The sequence below is a fragment of the Klebsiella sp. CN_Kp075 genome (assembly GCF_040065055.2).
Classification (GTDB): domain Bacteria; phylum Pseudomonadota; class Gammaproteobacteria; order Enterobacterales; family Enterobacteriaceae; genus Klebsiella; species Klebsiella aerogenes.
The window spans coordinates 1,754,896-1,772,027 of the sequence record NZ_CM198050.1 but is presented as its reverse complement, the minus strand read 5'-3'; the positions used below and the strand labels follow the sequence as shown (position 1 = coordinate 1,772,027).

15 protein-coding genes are annotated in these 17,132 nt (G+C 44.9%); 8 read left to right on the top strand and 7 right to left on the bottom strand.

Going from position 1 to position 17,132, the window contains the following annotated elements; genetic code table 11:
• The first annotated feature begins 38 nt into the window (after window positions 1-38).
• From hisD to hisIE, 7 genes are read left to right on the top strand one after another with little or no spacing between them, the layout of a single operon-like run.
• Window positions 39-1,343 carry a histidinol dehydrogenase gene (hisD, locus tag ABLV78_RS08365; RefSeq protein ID WP_047045936.1) on the top strand — a complete coding sequence of 435 codons (1,305 nt, stop codon included), beginning with the start codon at window positions 39-41 and terminating at the stop codon, window positions 1,341-1,343.
• Window positions 1,340-2,401: a histidinol-phosphate transaminase gene (gene hisC, locus ABLV78_RS08360; protein ID WP_088389866.1), complete on the top strand. Its 1,062-nt coding sequence runs from the start codon at window positions 1,340-1,342 to the stop codon at window positions 2,399-2,401. The genes hisD and hisC overlap by 4 nt, the downstream gene beginning before the upstream one ends.
• Window positions 2,398-3,465, top strand: a complete 1,068-nt coding sequence (hisB, locus tag ABLV78_RS08355) for a bifunctional histidinol-phosphatase/imidazoleglycerol-phosphate dehydratase HisB (protein ID WP_047045940.1) — start codon at window positions 2,398-2,400, stop codon at window positions 3,463-3,465. The genes hisC and hisB overlap by 4 nt, the downstream gene beginning before the upstream one ends.
• On the top strand, window positions 3,465-4,055 hold the full coding sequence (hisH, locus tag ABLV78_RS08350; RefSeq protein ID WP_045391767.1) for an imidazole glycerol phosphate synthase subunit HisH: 591 nt from the start codon (window positions 3,465-3,467) through the stop codon (window positions 4,053-4,055). Before hisB ends, hisH begins: the two co-directional genes overlap by 1 nt.
• Window positions 4,055-4,792, top strand: a complete 738-nt coding sequence (gene hisA / locus ABLV78_RS08345) for a 1-(5-phosphoribosyl)-5-[(5-phosphoribosylamino)methylideneamino]imidazole-4-carboxamide isomerase (protein WP_047045942.1) — start codon at window positions 4,055-4,057, stop codon at window positions 4,790-4,792. The genes hisH and hisA overlap by 1 nt, the downstream gene beginning before the upstream one ends.
• Complete coding sequence (hisF, locus tag ABLV78_RS08340) at window positions 4,774-5,550, top strand: imidazole glycerol phosphate synthase subunit HisF (RefSeq protein WP_045391773.1); 777 nt, start codon at window positions 4,774-4,776, stop codon at window positions 5,548-5,550. The genes hisA and hisF overlap by 19 nt, the downstream gene beginning before the upstream one ends.
• The gene (gene hisIE / locus ABLV78_RS08335; RefSeq protein WP_047045945.1) at window positions 5,544-6,143 is read left to right on the top strand and encodes a bifunctional phosphoribosyl-AMP cyclohydrolase/phosphoribosyl-ATP diphosphatase HisIE; all 600 of its coding nucleotides are present in this window, start codon (window positions 5,544-5,546) and stop codon (window positions 6,141-6,143) included. The genes hisF and hisIE overlap by 7 nt, the downstream gene beginning before the upstream one ends.
• A 75-nt stretch (window positions 6,144-6,218) precedes the next feature.
• Here the strand turns inward: hisIE and ABLV78_RS08330 are convergent, their stop codons facing one another.
• Entirely contained in the window at window positions 6,219-7,823 is a 1,605-nt protein-coding gene (locus ABLV78_RS08330; RefSeq protein ID WP_047045948.1) for a phosphoethanolamine transferase, read from the bottom strand.
• 295 nt (window positions 7,824-8,118) lie between these two features.
• Here ABLV78_RS08330 and ABLV78_RS08325 point away from each other — a divergent pair, with 295 nt between their 5' ends.
• The gene (locus tag ABLV78_RS08325; RefSeq protein ID WP_072058220.1) at window positions 8,119-9,297 is read left to right on the top strand and encodes an acyltransferase family protein; all 1,179 of its coding nucleotides are present in this window, start codon (window positions 8,119-8,121) and stop codon (window positions 9,295-9,297) included.
• Window positions 9,298-9,347: 50 nt separating this feature from the next.
• Here the strand turns inward: ABLV78_RS08325 and ABLV78_RS08320 are convergent, their stop codons facing one another.
• From ABLV78_RS08320 to glf, 6 genes are all read right to left on the bottom strand, one after another.
• The gene (locus tag ABLV78_RS08320; RefSeq protein ID WP_052766190.1) at window positions 9,348-10,832 is read right to left on the bottom strand and encodes a glycosyltransferase; all 1,485 of its coding nucleotides are present in this window, start codon (window positions 10,830-10,832) and stop codon (window positions 9,348-9,350) included.
• 4 nt (window positions 10,833-10,836) lie between these two features.
• Window positions 10,837-12,006, bottom strand: a complete 1,170-nt coding sequence (locus ABLV78_RS08315) for a glycosyltransferase family 2 protein (protein WP_047045955.1) — start codon at window positions 12,004-12,006, stop codon at window positions 10,837-10,839.
• A 165-nt stretch (window positions 12,007-12,171) separates the two neighbouring features.
• Window positions 12,172-13,926 carry a glycosyltransferase family 2 protein gene (locus ABLV78_RS08310; RefSeq protein ID WP_047045958.1) on the bottom strand — a complete coding sequence of 585 codons (1,755 nt, stop codon included), beginning with the start codon at window positions 13,924-13,926 and terminating at the stop codon, window positions 12,172-12,174.
• 22 nt (window positions 13,927-13,948) lie between these two features.
• On the bottom strand, window positions 13,949-15,085 hold the full coding sequence (locus ABLV78_RS08305; protein WP_047045961.1) for a glycosyltransferase family 4 protein: 1,137 nt from the start codon (window positions 15,083-15,085) through the stop codon (window positions 13,949-13,951).
• Between the two features lie 6 nt (window positions 15,086-15,091).
• Entirely contained in the window at window positions 15,092-15,982 is an 891-nt protein-coding gene (locus tag ABLV78_RS08300) for a glycosyltransferase (protein ID WP_047045964.1), read from the bottom strand.
• Window positions 15,979-17,130, bottom strand: a complete 1,152-nt coding sequence (gene glf, locus ABLV78_RS08295; RefSeq protein WP_047045968.1) for a UDP-galactopyranose mutase — start codon at window positions 17,128-17,130, stop codon at window positions 15,979-15,981. Before glf ends, ABLV78_RS08300 begins: the two co-directional genes overlap by 4 nt.
• Window positions 17,131-17,132 lie beyond the last annotated feature (2 nt).

Here is a 17,132-nt window from a genome sequence, read left to right as displayed (position 1 = left end):
CCAGCAATTCGTTTACGGGACAAACAGGGGAAATGACCATGAGCTTCAATACCATTATCGACTGGAATAGCTGCAGCGCCGCACAACAGCAACAACTATTAACGCGCCCGGCGATTTCAGCTTCCGAGAGCATCAGCAAAACGGTAGCCGGGATCCTCGCTAACGTAAAAGAGAATGGCGATGCCGCCTTACGCGAATATAGCGCCAAATTCGATAAAACCACCGTCACAGCGCTCAAAGTGTCTGACGAAGAGATTGCCGCCGCCGGCGCGCGCCTCAGCGACGAGCTCAAACAAGCGATGGCGGTGGCGGTCAACAATATCGAGACCTTTCACAACGCGCAGCAGTTGCAGGTTGTCGATGTTGAAACCCAACCCGGCGTTCGCTGCCAGCAGCTTACCCGCCCTATCGCTTCCGTCGGCTTATATATTCCGGGCGGTTCGGCGCCCCTGTTTTCAACGGTGCTGATGCTCGCCACACCGGCGCGCATTGCCGGCTGTCAGGAAGTGGTACTTTGCTCGCCGCCGCCGATTGCCGATGAAATCCTTTATGCGGCGCAGCTTTGCGGCGTGCGTAATATCTTTAACGTCGGCGGCGCGCAGGCTATCGCGGCAATGGCCTTCGGCACGGAATCGGTGGCGAAAGTCGCTAAAATCTTTGGCCCTGGCAACGCCTTCGTCACCGAGGCCAAACGCCAGGTCAGCCAGCGCCTTGACGGCGCGGCTATCGATATGCCCGCTGGCCCGTCGGAAGTTCTGGTGATTGCCGACAGCGGCGCGACGCCGGATTTCGTCGCCTCCGATCTGCTCTCGCAGGCGGAACATGGCCCGGATTCCCAGGTTATCTTGCTGACCCCGGACGCCGACATAGGCTCCCGGGTCGCCGCAGCGGTTGAACGTCAGCTAGCGGCCCTGCCGCGTGCCGAAACCGCGCGTGAAGCGCTTTCCGCCAGCCGTATTATTGTCGCCCGCGATCTCGCCCAATGTGTAGAGATCTCAAATCAGTACGGACCGGAGCACCTGATTATCCAGACCCGTAACGCCCGTGAACTGGTTGACGGTATCACCAGCGCCGGTTCGGTATTCCTCGGCGACTGGTCGCCAGAATCGGCAGGTGATTACGCCTCTGGTACCAACCACGTGCTGCCGACCTACGGCTACACCGCGACCTGTTCCAGCCTCGGTCTGGCGGATTTTCAAAAGCGCATGACCGTACAGGAACTGACGCGTGAAGGCTTCGCCGCCCTCGCCCCGACTATCGAGATCCTGGCCGCAGCCGAACTGCTGACCGCCCACAAAAACGCCGTAACGCTGCGCGTAGCCACCCTTAAGGAGCAAGCATGAGCATTGAAGACTTAGCCCGCGCCAATATCCGCGCGCTGACGCCGTATCAATCCGCCCGCCGTCTTGGGGGGAAAGGCGACGTGTGGCTGAACGCCAACGAATTCCCCACCGCCGTGGAATTCCAGTTGACCGAACAGACATTAAACCGCTATCCAGAACCACAGCCGAAGGCGGTTATCGAAAACTACGCGCAATATGCCGGCGTAAAACCAGAACAGGTACTGGTGAGCCGCGGTGCTGACGAAGGCATCGAGTTGCTGATCCGCGCCTTTTGCGAACCGGGCGAGGACGCTGTCCTTTATTGCCCGCCAACCTACGGCATGTACAGCGTCAGCGCCGAAACCATCGGCGTTGAGTGCCGTACGGTGCCGACGCTCGCCGACTGGCAGCTCGATTTGCCGGGTATCGAAGCGAATCTCACCGGCGTGAAAGTGGTGTTTGTCTGCAGCCCCAATAATCCGACCGGGCAGATAATCAATCCGCAAGATTTCCGCGCCCTGCTGGAAATGACGCGCGGTAAAGCAATCATGGTAGCGGATGAAGCCTATATTGAGTTCTGCCCCCAGGCATCTCTGGCGTACTGGCTAAACGAGTACCCGCACCTGGTTATCCTGCGCACTTTATCGAAAGCCTTTGCGCTGGCCGGGCTGCGCTGCGGTTTTACGCTGGCTAACGCAGAGGTGATTAATGTACTGCTGAAAGTCATCACGCCTTATCCGCTCTCGACGCCGGTCGCCGATATCGCCGCCCAGGCATTAAGCCCGGCAGGCATTGCCGCTATGCGCGCGCGCGTGGCGCAGATCATTGATGAACGCGTATACCTGGTCAATGCGCTGCGCGGCATCGCCTGCGTCGAGCAGGTTTTCGATTCCGAGACCAACTACCTGCTGGCGCGGATAACCGCCTCCAGCGCGGTGTTTAAATCTTTGTGGGATCAGGGCATTATCTTACGTGACCAAAATAAACAACCCTCATTAAGCGGCTGTTTGCGTATCACTATCGGTACCCGTGCAGAGAGCCAGCGCGTGATTGACGCTTTGACTGCGGAGAATGTATGACCCAGAAGTTTCTCTTTATTGACCGTGACGGTACGCTTATCTCTGAACCGCCGGTTGATTTTCAGGTAGACCGGTTTGAAAAACTGGCCTTCGAACCGCAGGTGATCCCGACGCTGCTTAAGCTACAGCAGGAAGGCTATAAGCTGGTGATGATCACCAACCAGGATGGCCTTGGTACCGATAGCCTGCCGCAGGAGGAGTTCGACGGCCCGCACAACCTGATGATGCAGGTCTTCTCCTCGCAGGGCATTAACTTTGAATCCGTGCTGATTTGCCCGCACATGCCTGGTGATAACTGCGACTGCCGTAAGCCGAAGACCCAACTGGTATTGCCGTGGCTGGAAGAGGGCGTAATGGATAAAGCCCACAGTTACGTCATCGGCGACCGCGCCACCGATATAGAGTTAGCGGATAACATGGGCATCATCGGCCTGCGCTATAACAGTGAAACGCTGAACTGGCCGACCATCTGCGAACAGCTGACCCGTCGCGACCGCTACGCTCACGTTGAGCGCATCACCAAAGAGACCCAGGTTGACGTTAAAGTCTGGCTGGATCGTGAAGGCGGCAGCAAGATCCACACCGGCGTGGGTTTCTTCGACCACATGCTCGATCAGATTGCCACCCACGGCGGCTTTCGCCTGGAGATTAACGTCGGCGGCGATCTTTACATCGACGATCACCACACCGTAGAAGATACCGGCCTGGCGTTAGGCGAAGCGCTGAAGCTGGCGCTGGGCGATAAGCGCGGCATTAACCGCTTTGGCTTCGTGTTGCCGATGGATGAATGCCTGGCGCGCTGTGCGCTGGATATCTCAGGTCGCCCACACCTCGAATATAAAGCTGACTTCACCTATCAGCGCGTCGGCGACCTGAGCACCGAGATGGTCGAACACTTCTTCCGCTCGCTCTCCTATACCATGGCGGTGACGCTGCACCTGAAAACCAAAGGTAAGAACGATCACCACCGCGTCGAGAGCCTGTTCAAGGCCTTTGGCCGTACGCTGCGCCAGGCCATTCGGGTCCAGGGCGACACGTTGCCATCTTCAAAAGGGGTATTGTGATGAACGTGGTGATCCTCGATACCGGGTGCGCCAACCTCAACTCGGTGAAATCTGCAGTGAGCCGCCATGGCTATGAGCCAGTGGTCAGCCGCGAGCCGGATGTTGTTCTGCGTGCCGATAAACTTTTTCTGCCCGGCGTCGGCACCGCGCAGGCTGCGATGGATCAGCTGCGCGAACGCGAGCTCATTGACTTGATTAAAGCCTGTACCCAGCCGGTGCTGGGGATTTGTCTCGGCATGCAGTTACTCGGTGCGCGCAGCGAAGAGAATAACGGTGTTGAGCTACTGGGCATTATTGATGAAGAAGTGCCGAAAATGACCGACCACGGACTGCCGCTGCCGCATATGGGATGGAACCGGGTCTATGCCAAAGCCGGCGATCGCCTGTTCCGCGGCATTGAAGAAGGCGCTTATTTCTATTTCGTCCATAGCTACGCCATGCAGGTCAATCCGTACACTATCGCCCAATGCAACTACGGCGAGGCCTTCACCGCGGCGGTACAGAAAGATAACTTCTTTGGCGTACAGTTCCACCCTGAGCGCTCAGGTAGCGCCGGTGCGCAGCTGCTGAAAAATTTCCTGGAGATGTAATGATCATTCCAGCTTTAGATTTAATTGACGGTACCGTGGTGCGCCTGCATCAGGGCGACTATGGCCAGCAGCGCGACTATGGCAACGATCCGTTACCGCGCCTGCAATCCTATGCGGATCAGGGCGCAGAAGTATTGCATCTGGTTGATCTGACTGGGGCGAAAGATCCGGCAAAACGCCAGATTCCGCTGCTTAAGACCTTAGTTGCCGGCGTTACGGTACCTGTGCAGGTCGGCGGCGGCGTACGTACGCAAGAAGACGTTGCCGCACTGCTTGATGCCGGCGTGGCGCGCGTGGTGGTCGGTTCAACGGCAGTGAAATCGCCGGAGGAGGTCAAAGGCTGGTTTAAACGCTTTGGCCCCGAGCATCTGGTGCTGGCGCTGGATGTACGCATTGATGCCGAGGGTCATAAACAGGTGGCGGTGAGCGGCTGGCAGGAAAACTCTGGCGTCACTCTGGAAGAGCTGGTGGAAAGCTATCTGCCGGTCGGCTTGCAACATGTGCTGTGTACCGATATCTCCCGTGACGGTACTCTGGCGGGTTCCAACGTCTCTCTATATGAAGAGGTCTGCGCGCGTTATCCGCAGGTGGCGTTCCAGTCTTCCGGCGGGATCGGCGGTCTCAGCGATATCGCCGCGCTGCGCGGAACCGGCGTTCGCGGGGTGATCGTCGGCCGCGCGCTACTGGAAGGTAAATTCAACGTAACGGAGGCCATTCAATGCTGGCAAAACGGATAATCCCCTGCCTGGACGTCCGCGACGGTCAGGTAGTAAAAGGCGTGCAGTTTCGCAACCACGAAATTATCGGTGATATCGTTCCGCTGGCAAAACGCTATGCCGATGAAGGCGCGGATGAACTGGTGTTCTACGATATTACCGCCTCCAGCGATGGCCGGGTAGTCGATAAAAGTTGGGTATCGCGCGTAGCGGAAGTGATTGATATTCCGTTCTGCGTAGCCGGTGGAATTAAGTCGCTGGAAGACGCGGCGCAGATCCTCTCCTTCGGCGCCGACAAAATTTCAATTAACTCGCCTGCGCTTGCGGATCCAACGTTAATCACCCGTCTCGCCGATCGCTTTGGCGTGCAGTGCATCGTGGTAGGGATTGATACCTGGTTTGATGAACAGACCGGAAAATATCACGTTAATCAGTACACCGGCGATGAGAGCCGAACTCGCGTCACCCAATGGGAGACGCTGGATTGGGTACAGGAAGTACAAAAGCGCGGAGCGGGAGAAATTGTTCTCAACATGATGAACCAGGACGGCGTGCGCAACGGTTACGATCTGGATCAGCTCAGAAAGGTCCGTGAAGTGTGTAACGTTCCGCTGATTGCCTCCGGCGGCGCCGGTACCATGGAGCACTTCCTTGAGGCATTCCGCGACGCCAACGTCGATGGCGCCCTCGCCGCTTCCGTGTTCCATAAACAAATTATTAATATTGGCGAATTAAAAACGTTCCTGTCAGCCCAGGGCGTGGAGATCAGGGTATGTTGAGTGAACAGCTGGATTGGCAAAAAACCGACGGCATGATGCCGGCCATCATACAGCACGCTGAATCTGGCGAAGTGTTAATGCTGGGATATATGAATGAGGACGCGCTGGCGAAAACGCAAGAAAGCGGCAAAGTAACCTTCTACTCGCGCACCAAACAGCGCCTGTGGACAAAAGGTGAAACCTCCGGCAACTTTCTTAATGTGGTCAGCATCACCCCGGATTGCGATAACGATACCCTGTTAGTGTTGGTCAACCCGATAGGCCCGACCTGCCACAAAGGGACTTCAAGCTGCTTTGGAGAAACCGGACACCAGTGGCTGTTCCTCTATCAACTGGAACAACTGCTGGCCGGGCGCAAACATGCAGACCCGGAGAGCTCATACACTGCGAAACTGTATGCCAGCGGCACCAAACGTATTGCGCAAAAAGTTGGGGAAGAAGGCGTAGAGACCGCCCTGGCCGCGACGGTAAATGACAAGTTTGAACTGAAGAATGAAGCGTCAGACCTGATGTATCACCTGCTGGTACTACTTCAGGACCAGGGGCTGGATTTAGGGGATGTTATCGATAATCTTAAGTCCAGACATAAGTAAATCGAAACATGCATTGAAGGGACTCTGGTTTAATATGATCATCCTTTAAACCAGAGTCTATGTATTAACCGCCGATTAAGGATGTTGCGGTAAGGGCACATCCCTTAATTCAGAGAAACGAATAGCGTCTTCTTTTTCATTCAGCACGAAATCAGAATTTTTTACCGCGTCTTTCATATGCTCATCAGAAACAGCATAACCCATCATTTCTAACACCAGGAATTTGGTTAAATCAGATGAGAAGTAGTGGTTGTTGTTGCGCAATTGTTCAGCCTTCGCACACCAGGACGCATCATTCATCAGCAATGGAATTTTATACATTTCATTATCACTGGATGGAAAACCATGTCCCTGCCCCACAACTTCCCCATGGTCTGATACATAAACCAACTTGTAATCTTTAAGATAGGTATCAGCAAGGGTAAAAATACTCTTTAAGGTATCATCGACGTTATAAATAGACGCATCATAATCATCAACCATCGGGTTGTCCGCTTCCCCTCTACGGTCAGAATAAGGCAAATGGTTACCCATCAGATGAATGACGTAAAAATTTCTCTCTTGCGATTGCTTAAAATAATGCTTGATTGCCGGTAATAACTTTTCGTCCTGCCCCTCGTTAACTGGGAAACGGGTATTATTATCTTCCGGAGTTTGCAGTACTTCAGCATATTTTGCCAGATAACCGAAAGGCTTGTTCCACATGTTGTTTTGCATCTGAGAGTCGAACCAGTACGTATGGTAGCCCTGCAATTGTGCCATCTCGATAAGATTCTTAAATTTAAACAAGTTGCCACGCTGCAAGGGTGTTTCAAAAGAAACCAGCATCGGTACAGCAAGTCGTGTTTGCGCAGCCGGAGAGTGAACGTTATTAACGACACATATTTGTCCATCTCTATCCATCTGCGATAAGTTTGGCGTAGTATCTTTTCCATAGCCGTAAATACCATAGCGGCCAGGGTTAGATGATTCGCCAATCACATATATAATGTTCTGGCTACCTGCAGTCTCTTTTTTAATATAATCAGGATATTCTTTATGCTCTATCTTTTTGTATTTAACATCATCAACTATATTTTCAGCGATAATCGACACTGAGGAAACAAGAGGTCCAAAAAAAATCTTGTACTGATCGATGTATGGCTGCGAAATAAAAGTTGGTGAATATTCGATATTATTGATAAAGAATTTAGTCCCCCAAAAACTAACACCATCTATTACAGGCTTTGAAAGAATAAGGATAAGACTAATAGTCAAAATAACACGTTCTTTAACAGAATAGCGTGCTTTTGGTATTTTAATCGATAACAACGAAAGTGCAAAAAGTATGAAAAGAAAACCTACCAGAAATTTTAGACCAAAGGTTTGTACGGTACCTAATGAAACGGAAAGGCCAACCCCGAAGGTTGACATAACCATACTGGTTGAGAGTCCACCATATTTCTGATAGATAAAGTAAGTCAAAAACGTGATCAATGAAACAAAAACCACCAGACTATTTCTGATTATTTTATTACGAATACAAAAAATCAAACGCAAGAAAATAAAAACAGAGAAAAAAGTGGTAAAAAATATATTTGTAGGTTCAAACCAACACAACACAAGGGACAGAAAAAACAGTATAAAATATAAAAAACGTCTGGTTTTTAAATACTCTAAACATCTAAAAAAAACGCTCATGCAAACTCCGAAATAAAGCAACTTATTATTGTGCATTGTAATGTTGCTATTTTAACACACTGAACCTCACTGACAAATATCACTCCATTGATCCTGGATAATGAAAGCGTTTAAAAATAATTTATTCGGCATGATGGGTGCTGCACTCCGGGCTTAATTTCACATACTTAAGCAAATTTAATGTTAAATCAACTATCGTGAGACCGATCACAACAACAAAAAAATAACTACCAGTTAACATCAGTGTGGTAATATAAACAAATACCGTCAGGTTCTGCTTCTTGACGCGTTGGTTATGGAACACAACAAAAATAAAGCCAAACAGGCTACGGGGTCTCACTTGCAACATTATAAACATCTCGACGGACTCCGCGGAGTCGCGTCGCTTGTCGTCGTGCTTTACCATATGGATGTATTTATGGGGGTGCTGGTATCGCCAAATGGATTATATTCGCAAAACTCAGTATGGTGGCAGATATATCGAAGGATTTTGGATGGGAACTTCTCAGTTTGTCTATTTTTCGTAATGAGTGGTTATGTGTTGCTCATTGGCTTTTATAAGCGGCAAAACGACCTTTCTTATCTTAAAGAAAGCTTTATAAAAAGATACTTTAGACTTACCCCACTGGTACTCGCTTCAGTCATTCTGGCTGTTGTTTTACAAAATACGATAGGCTTCCATAATGTCGAAATGGCGGCGATCGTAGGTGGGCACGAGTGGTTAAAATCTAACTATCAATCAGAACTCACACTAACTGGAGCCATATACAATGGTCTGTATTCTGCTTATATAGGCGATACCTCCTATAATGGCCCACTCTGGACGATTAAAATAGAGTTAATGGGGTCACTTTTTCTGTATCTCTATGCCGCATTATTTTTTGTCAAAAAAAACGGTGCCCACATCATAATATCAGCAATACTAATCTATCTGATTGAACCGACACTTGGCTGCTATTTGATACTATTTATTATTGGCGGTACTATTTTGGTATATAACATAAAACTTGAACCTAAGTTTATTCTTCCAGCCAGTATATTAACAGTTGTTCTTGCAACAGAAAATCCGTGGACAATTGAAATTAACTTCTTAAATGAACTCACAAGTTTTAGTAAAGAAGGTTTGGCCACGTTGTGTCACTCAATCGCAGCAGTAGTTTTATTATTAATAGCTAATACATCATCAAAACTTTCAAATTGTCTGTCCAGACCTGTTTTTACTTTTCTGGGTAAGATCTCATTTTCCTTATATGTATTTCATATCCCTATTATCATGAGTATTGGAACGGCATTATTTGTTTATTTACATGATGCAGGTATTACTAACCAATTTGCTAGTATAATAAGCACATTAGTCAGTTTATTATTTTGTGTGCTTATCTCATGGTTTGGCTATGCATTCATTGATAAACCATCTACAAAAATTGCATCTTTAGTAGGCGACAAGCTGAATATGAGAGCCAGCCAATTATAAAAAAAAAGCCGCGAAAGAAATCTTTCGCGGCTTTTAATAAGGTGGAAGAGTTAGAATGTTTTGGCTTTTAGTAGCTTTAAATAAAACATAAATCTTTCTCTTCCTTTATTTTTGGCTATTACCAGCATATCAAATTTAGACAAAATCTTCTTAGATGCAAAAATTTGCGCCAGGACCTGCTTAAAATATTCATCCTTGAATTTAGCTTCAATGACACTCCAGGCCCAGAAGTGGACATCGAGTTCTAACTCAAATAATTTACGCTCTTCATCATAGTTGAACGTATCCGAGTTACGACTGTAGATCCAATCAAAAATAGGGAAATGAACATAAAGTCGGTCATCTCGCACAGAAATATCCTGACCTAAGCGCCCTTGACGATAATAGTAATAATCAAAAGGTATATTAGCAATAATCTTGGCGTTTAAAAAAGTCTCGAACTGGAAAGGTAAATCATCAAACCGACGAATATGCTCAGGGAAAGAAATTCCTTTGTTTTTCAGCATGTCAGCAGAGTAAATACGACGCCACATTGTTGGGCGCTCGCGTAGTAAATCCAGACGGCTGAGATTAATGTCCAGGGGGAATTTAACTATTTCACCGGTCTCATAAGCTTCTTTATAGCCACACTGGGAAATGTCAGCATTTTTCATCACCGCGGCACGGAACAAATCTTCATACATCTGAAGATCGCACCAATCATCGCCGTCAACAAAACCAATATATTGCCCTTTGGCCTGGCTAACGCCGGCATTTCTTGCCGTCGCGCACCCACCATTGGCTTTATGGATAACTTTCACTCTGCCTGGGTATCTCGCAGCCCAGGCGTCAGCTTTCTCACCAGAATCATCCGGTGTACCATCATCGACGACTAAAATCTCTAAACTTTCAATAGACTGATTTGCCAGGGACTCAATGCACTGGTCGATATAGGCGCTGATATTATATGCGGGTACGACCACTGAAACTTCATACTCATACTTCTGGCGACTACCCGCGAGAGGTTGGTGTTGATCCTGAATGCGCCAGTAAAAAGTATCCGCCGCACGCGCGCATTGACGATAAACAATTAACGGATCAACATCGTACTGATTGAATTCACCACAAATATGGTCAAGTTTCCACTGTGCAGTAACATACTCCAGAGCTGCCCGGGTAAATGCAGGAAGAGAAATACGAACACTAACGTGACGCTCACCAATCAACTCATTAATTTCAGGGTTGGAGAAATTATCAAACAGATAGACACGTTCTTTCAATTCAGGGTTTTTATTTAATAGTTCCTGAATACGTTTAAACTTGCTTGCATTAGATTCAACAACAATTATCGCGCGCGGCTTGCTGTTATAAAATGCAACCAGGAGCTCCAGACCAGTATAAGTACCGACAAAAGCCAAAACATCACTTTCGCAAGAAAGCAAATCTACGCCAAAAAAGCTTCGCTCGATGATATGCTTGTGTTGTGCTAACTCATCATGGCTAATTGCTGAAGGTAGTTTATTTAGATATGCATTCAATTGTGTTCTATTGATCATTTTATTAACCTACTACCCGTTTTCCGAACTTATTTTTTGCAAATCGCAAAGCTTTTTTGAAGATCAATTTATTGACATCAATGTTTGCAGTAGAAATAGCCTTCAACAGTTTAAATTTTGTTGATAGCGTTTGCTTACCAGTACTGTACTCTGTAAGAAAATCCGTTGCGCCATTGAAAAATGCCAACATGAGAATAAACTCTCTGTTACGCTCCGCAAAACCTAAGGATGTTTTTAAGCGCGAACGCACGCCCGGATTTGATACAGAAAACAGTTCCACACCTTGCTTGAAGTAACGACGTCGATCACTCAGAGTTGTATATCTACCACACCAGAAAATCATTTTAAATATTAGCGACATTACGCAATATTGTTGATATGCATTGAGACCTTTAACTTCAGGCTTCTGCAATAACTCTTTCGCGGTCTTAATTATATCAAATCGCTTTTCGCTTTTTTGATCCGTAATCTTTCCTTCACGATTAACTCGATAAAAATAGCCGACAGTATCTATCATGCCAATTTTTGTTGCGTTAACCAGACTTACAATATGAGGAGTAACGTCTTCAAAATGAATCCCTACCGGGAAGATAGTTATATACTTGTCAAAAAACTCTTTCTTAAGGATTCGGTTGTTGGTATTAGGTTCAAGACTGAGGATTTGCGGATATGCTGCAATATTTACTGTCTTCTTCAGCTCACCACCTAAAATGTGATCCCAAGTCGCTGCATCATAGAACGGATACGAATCTTTTGTTTGGTTGTCGTAAACGTATGAACGATATAAGACAATATCAAGATCGTCAGACTCGGCAAATTCCAGGGAATCAAGAACAGCTTTTTCGTTCAACCAGTCATCACTATCACAGAAAGAAATATATTGGCCATTCGCGTAGCGTAAGGCCGTGTTTCTGGCCTCTGATAGCCCTTTATTTTCCTGTGATACGAAAATTGCGTTACCTTTATAGGTATCAAGCCATTGCTGAACAACTTCGACACTATTATCAGTACTGCCATCATTTACAATGATAAGTTCTATTTGATCATTACCATTTTTATCAAATGAAGATAAAGTCTTCTCCACAAAACCAGAAGTATTATAGACTGGTACTATAATAGACAATTTTGGTATAACCTTTGATTGTCGAGTATCACAAACTATCATGTCGCTCATTACTGTCTCTTGTATAAATATATTTAACTTCAGACTAGATTGTAGAAACTAGCCAAATCAAAATGTGTATCTTCCGTATAAATAAATATCCTAAACTCTATCCGCAAGAGAAATATTTAACTATGACAATATTATCATTACGAATAAAGAACAAGCCATCAATATTTAAATAAAATATTTCTTCCAAAAATTCTCAGACGTTAAGTACGAGATCTTATTTCCATACTCTTCTGCAATAGCATTATAGGTAAAGAACCCTTTGCTAATGGCCCACAATGTTTTGATGATCAACTTAGCACAGCGTAATTTATCCTGCTTCAGTACGATAAAACTACCCTCAGTAGTTTCATAGTAAACTTCAGCATTCAAAAAAACCTGTTTTGTCGGATGAATTTCTGTGTTAGGGATTCGTACCCTATTTCCAGCCATAATAAACCGAGGAACCAGATGACCATTGAGAAGAAACAGCCTGATTATCTTCGCCCATTTGGACTCGGGGCTATCACGGTCAGTTTTTTTCACGCCATTACCCTGCTCTACTTCACCTGGCAATTCATCTTTCGACAGCTCACTAATCCGTCTACGCGCTTTTTGCGCATCCGCATCGTCAATCCAGAAATCAGGGCCTTGCATAACATCTGAATAAGCTTCAATGATAGCCTCAGCCGAAGAATAACGGTATGAAAAGCATAGCAAAAGTACTTTTGCTAATATCCAAAAAGCTATCTGTCTTCTTTTATGTGATGACGGGTATACAAATGCAGGAACCAACAGACCTCTAACGCTCAAATATTCAACTAATGCGCTATATTTTTGATTAAAATTCATCTGCCACGACGCAATACCATTGAGAGTAACGATCGGGTAAGCATGCATTATCCCGAATAAAATGTCATCGCCGCGGACGAAGAAAGGAAAAGCATAGTATTTTATCGCTGATACTTTAAAAGCGCAGAACCACCATGCTGCGTAATTGGCTTGTCCGTCCTCTTTATTAAACACATCCAGGCCACTTGGTGTTGAGACATCAACACCATTTTTTAAAGGCCGCATTCGTATCTGTTTATAAGGATAAATAGCACCAGCCTCGTAAACCGTTTGAGGTTTATCCTCGTATAGCATACTGCCTGCTATCATCTGTTCATCTTTTTTTGAAAAACACATGAACCAATATGCTCTTTTAATACTTTCGATTTCACAGGATGCGTCATCATCCATAAAGATACAATAAGTTTCTCTATTGTTCTTTTTCACCTCAAATAAACCACGAGTGAAACCACCAGCCCCCCCCATGTTTTTATTTTTTATATAGGTAACATTAGGTCTTGGCTCTAAATCTAAATTGCATCCATTATCAATAACATACACATGAAATTTTGACTGACCGACACTATCGGCAAATAAGTTTTTCTCAAATCTCGACAACGTCGATAATAATGCTGCCTGTCGATTATAAGTCGTGATGACAATCGCTAACTTACCAAAATCCTCTACTGCCCCATATGTAGTAAAAGAAAAACTCCTGATCTCACTATCATCAATTGACGACCAGTAAAAATAAAGCCTACCGTCACGACATTCATTTAACTCTAAATTATCTAGCGTGAATGCCCCTTCAATTTCGCGTTGAAATACTTTCTTTAATTTATCATTCGTTTTTAAGAAAATTGTGGCAATACCTCTACCAACAACATCAACTTTGAACCCAATCTGTTTAACTGTAGTGTATTTTGACCACTTTTGGAGATCAAATGAATTGTAAAAAGTATCAAAGCAAACGTCATGATTCCTCGATACTCTGACGTACCCTGCATCACTATAACATGTAGATACATTATCGGATAAAAAATACAGAGCGCTAATTTCACGGTGGTGTATATCAGGGAATACTGATGACTGTAATGCAATATTATTATTCATAACCTAACCGCATGAGTATTTTTCAGCGCTGAAACAGCTCTTCATATACTTGTAATGTTTTATCAATAACAATTTCTGATGTATAATGATTGACAATATTTTCCCTGGCATTGATACCCATTTTCTGTCTGTCAGCATCTTCATTTATTAATGCTTTAATTCTCGCGGCCAGTTCTTTGACATTTTTGCGTTCAACTATATAACCATTATAGCCGTCTTTAATTAGTGAATTGCACCCACCATTATCATAGACAACACAAGCTCTACCCACAGCACCAGCCTCAAGCAGAATTCGCGGTACACCTTCGGGATATACAGAAGGAAGAGCAACAATATTTGCCCCAGCAATCAATTCTCTAATATCATCTCGAGTACCTAACCAGACGATATCGCCTGCTGCGTGCCATTTCTCTATTTGTCCCAAGGTAATCCCATCGTCATCATTCTCAACAATGATACCTGCAACCTGAATAGTACAATCTATCCCTTCTAACTTCAGGATCCTTTTTGCCTTAATGAGATCAAGTAATCCTTTACTATGTAGCATACGACTGGCAAAAAGTATTATTCCATGAGTCAATTTCGGTTCTTGCTGGTATGAAAAATAACTGATATTAACCCCGGCGCCATCAATGACCTTTGCTTTCTCTTCTTTGACTCCCAGCAGAGAAAGTATTTTTCTTTTATCTTCTCGATGTTCAAATATTATTTTACAATCAACATTTGAGAACAAATATCGATACAACCTGAGGACAAGCCAACGTAATATTTTAAAAATGAGTTGCTCACTCTCAAACACTCGCCCTAGCCCTACAAAACTATAAACAAGTTTAGTTTTGTGATATTTGGCCCACAGACAACTTATGATCCCAGGTTTAATCGTAATGCAATGAAGGATATCAGGATTAATGCCTTTCAATATCCTCGATGCATTAATAAAGCCTTTGATAAAAGCAAAAGGATTGATGCTTTTCTCATTAATTTGGCTATTAACGCAGTGAAATCCTAATGCGGTGAGTCTGTTTGAAATTGCATCATCTACAAAATTTGCAATAACATAGACATCATATCCATTATTTAATGCAGCAATTCCTCTTTCGAGCCAATGAAGTTCAAAATACCAGGCAGAGTTAACAAAATAGCATAATTTATTTTTCATAGCGGATTATGCACCTCTACCTTTTGGCTTCCAGAAACCATCCTTGATTCCATTATAGACATTAATCATACATTCTTTCCGCTTTTCATGCTTCAGTGCTGTAAATATATACTTCAACAACCTTAATGAAACATCAAATAAGGTGAAAGGCGAATTGTCCTGGAATATTTTACGGGACAAGATAAGGTTTCTACTTAAATAATATAGTTTCCATGGGGCTATTAATTGATTAGTAGTATCAATATCATGGACAATACATAATTCAGGAAGGTAAATAATAGGCGTACGCTGCAGGACCAGATGATGACCAAAATACACATCGTCAAAATAGATAAAAAGCTCATCATATATAAACGATATAGATTTCTTTAGTGTCTCCTGACTTATCAACATTCCTACAAATGAAACGCTCACCACGGTCTCTTGCTGGCTTCCGTCAGGAATAAAACGTGCAGGATTAACTCTGTAAGCGATATTTCCCCAAAAACCATTAGGAATTTTCTTCCAGGGTATATTCATCTTGCAGCATTTGTCTGATGTATCCACCACCGTGCAGACATAGACATTTTCACTCGATAAATCAAGTGACTGAAAAGCTACGCCAAAATCTTTCTTCGGATACGCATCATCATCGTAAAATAGAACCCAATTAGTGTTCAAATTTTGCGTTATCCATTGCGCTCCATATTTAAAACCGCCAGCCCCGCCATCATTCATCTCCCGATGTAAAACTATAACGCGTTCATCGCAAACAGAATTAAGATAGGCTTGAGTGTCGTCGGTTGATGCATTGTTAACCACAACTATATATTGAAAAGGCAACGCCAGCGTTGCCTCTATTGTTGTTTTTAACTTTTCTAACCGATTATAAGTGACGATTAGAGCAGCTACATTCATCTGACTTTGACCGTGAACACAGGCATCACAGAATTCTGTTCTAATGACTTAAGATAAGTTCGCCCAGTTTCCAGAGCTTCAGCAATAGTTACATCCATATCAAGATAGCGGTATGTACCCAGACGACCAACAAAGGTAATATTCGCTTCTTTTTCGGCGCGATCGAGATAGTTTTGCAGCATAGCCATCTCCCCTACCTGACGAATTGGGTAATACGGAATATCCTCAGGCTCACATGAGCGACTAAACTCACGATAGCAGATTGATTTTTCATGACTTTCCCATGGTGCAAAGTACTTATGCTCAGTAATACGAGTATAAGGCACTTTTTGCTCACCATAATTCATTACCGCACATCCCTGATAATCACCGTCGGTTCGGAATGCATCGAAATCCAGGGTACGATAGCCCAGACGTCCCATATCATATTTATAAAAACCATCCAGCGCGCCACTATAAAATACATGGTCATATTCGCCACGAGTGGTTTCATCAAACAGGGTGTTTAAAGCCACTGAAATATTTTTATGATCTAATATCTTATCTACGATTACCGTGTAGCCGTCTTTTGGCATCCCCTGATATTTATGATTAAAGTAGTTATCATCATAATTAAATCGTACAGGCAGACGCTTAAGAATTGAAGCCGGGAGCTCCGACGGAGACATTCCCCACTGTTTGATTGTGTAACCTTTAAAAAAGGCTTCATAAAGTTCTTTGCCGACAAAACGCAGTGCCTGCTCTTCAAATGTTGCAGGTTCTTCTATCGTTTTATCACTCTTTTCATCAATTAATTTACGTGCTTCGGTTGGGGAGCACGTGGTATGGAAGAACTGATTAATTGTGTGTAAGTTGATTGGTAAGGAAAATACTTGCCCATTGACCGTCGTCTTCACCCGGTTCACATAAGGCATCATTTCCGTGTATTGGTTGATGTACTCCCAAACCTCAGCATTGTCAGTATGGAAAATATGAGGGCCATAGGTATGAACCATAACGTTGGTTTCACTATCCCGCTCACTATAGCAGTTACCAGCAACATGCGGCCGGCTGTCAATAATCGTCACCTGATGACCTGCTTCAGCCAATAAGCGACCAATAACCGCGCCTGAAAATCCTGCGCCGACAATAAGTACATTCTTCTGCATTA

Bases quoted from the DNA above. Each gene is read 5' to 3' on its own strand.
- hisD (WP_047045936.1), top strand. From the start codon at position 39: ATGAGCTTCAATACCATTATCGACTGGAATAGCTGCAGCGCCGCACAA.
- hisC (WP_088389866.1), top strand. From the start codon at position 1,340: ATGAGCATTGAAGACTTAGCCCGCGCCAATATCCGCGCGCTGACGCCG.
- hisB (WP_047045940.1), top strand. From the start codon at position 2,398: ATGACCCAGAAGTTTCTCTTTATTGACCGTGACGGTACGCTTATCTCT.
- hisH (WP_045391767.1), top strand. From the start codon at position 3,465: ATGAACGTGGTGATCCTCGATACCGGGTGCGCCAACCTCAACTCGGTG.
- hisA (WP_047045942.1), top strand. From the start codon at position 4,055: ATGATCATTCCAGCTTTAGATTTAATTGACGGTACCGTGGTGCGCCTG.
- hisF (WP_045391773.1), top strand. From the start codon at position 4,774: ATGCTGGCAAAACGGATAATCCCCTGCCTGGACGTCCGCGACGGTCAG.
- hisIE (WP_047045945.1), top strand. From the start codon at position 5,544: ATGTTGAGTGAACAGCTGGATTGGCAAAAAACCGACGGCATGATGCCG.
- ABLV78_RS08330 (WP_047045948.1), bottom strand. From the start codon at position 7,823: ATGAGCGTTTTTTTTAGATGTTTAGAGTATTTAAAAACCAGACGTTTT.
- ABLV78_RS08325 (WP_072058220.1), top strand. From the start codon at position 8,119: ATGGAACACAACAAAAATAAAGCCAAACAGGCTACGGGGTCTCACTTG.
- ABLV78_RS08320 (WP_052766190.1), bottom strand. From the start codon at position 10,832: ATGATCAATAGAACACAATTGAATGCATATCTAAATAAACTACCTTCA.
- ABLV78_RS08315 (WP_047045955.1), bottom strand. From the start codon at position 12,006: ATGAGCGACATGATAGTTTGTGATACTCGACAATCAAAGGTTATACCA.
- ABLV78_RS08310 (WP_047045958.1), bottom strand. From the start codon at position 13,926: ATGAATAATAATATTGCATTACAGTCATCAGTATTCCCTGATATACAC.
- ABLV78_RS08305 (WP_047045961.1), bottom strand. From the start codon at position 15,085: ATGAAAAATAAATTATGCTATTTTGTTAACTCTGCCTGGTATTTTGAA.
- ABLV78_RS08300 (WP_047045964.1), bottom strand. From the start codon at position 15,982: ATGAATGTAGCTGCTCTAATCGTCACTTATAATCGGTTAGAAAAGTTA.
- glf (WP_047045968.1), bottom strand. From the start codon at position 17,130: ATGCAGAAGAATGTACTTATTGTCGGCGCAGGATTTTCAGGCGCGGTT.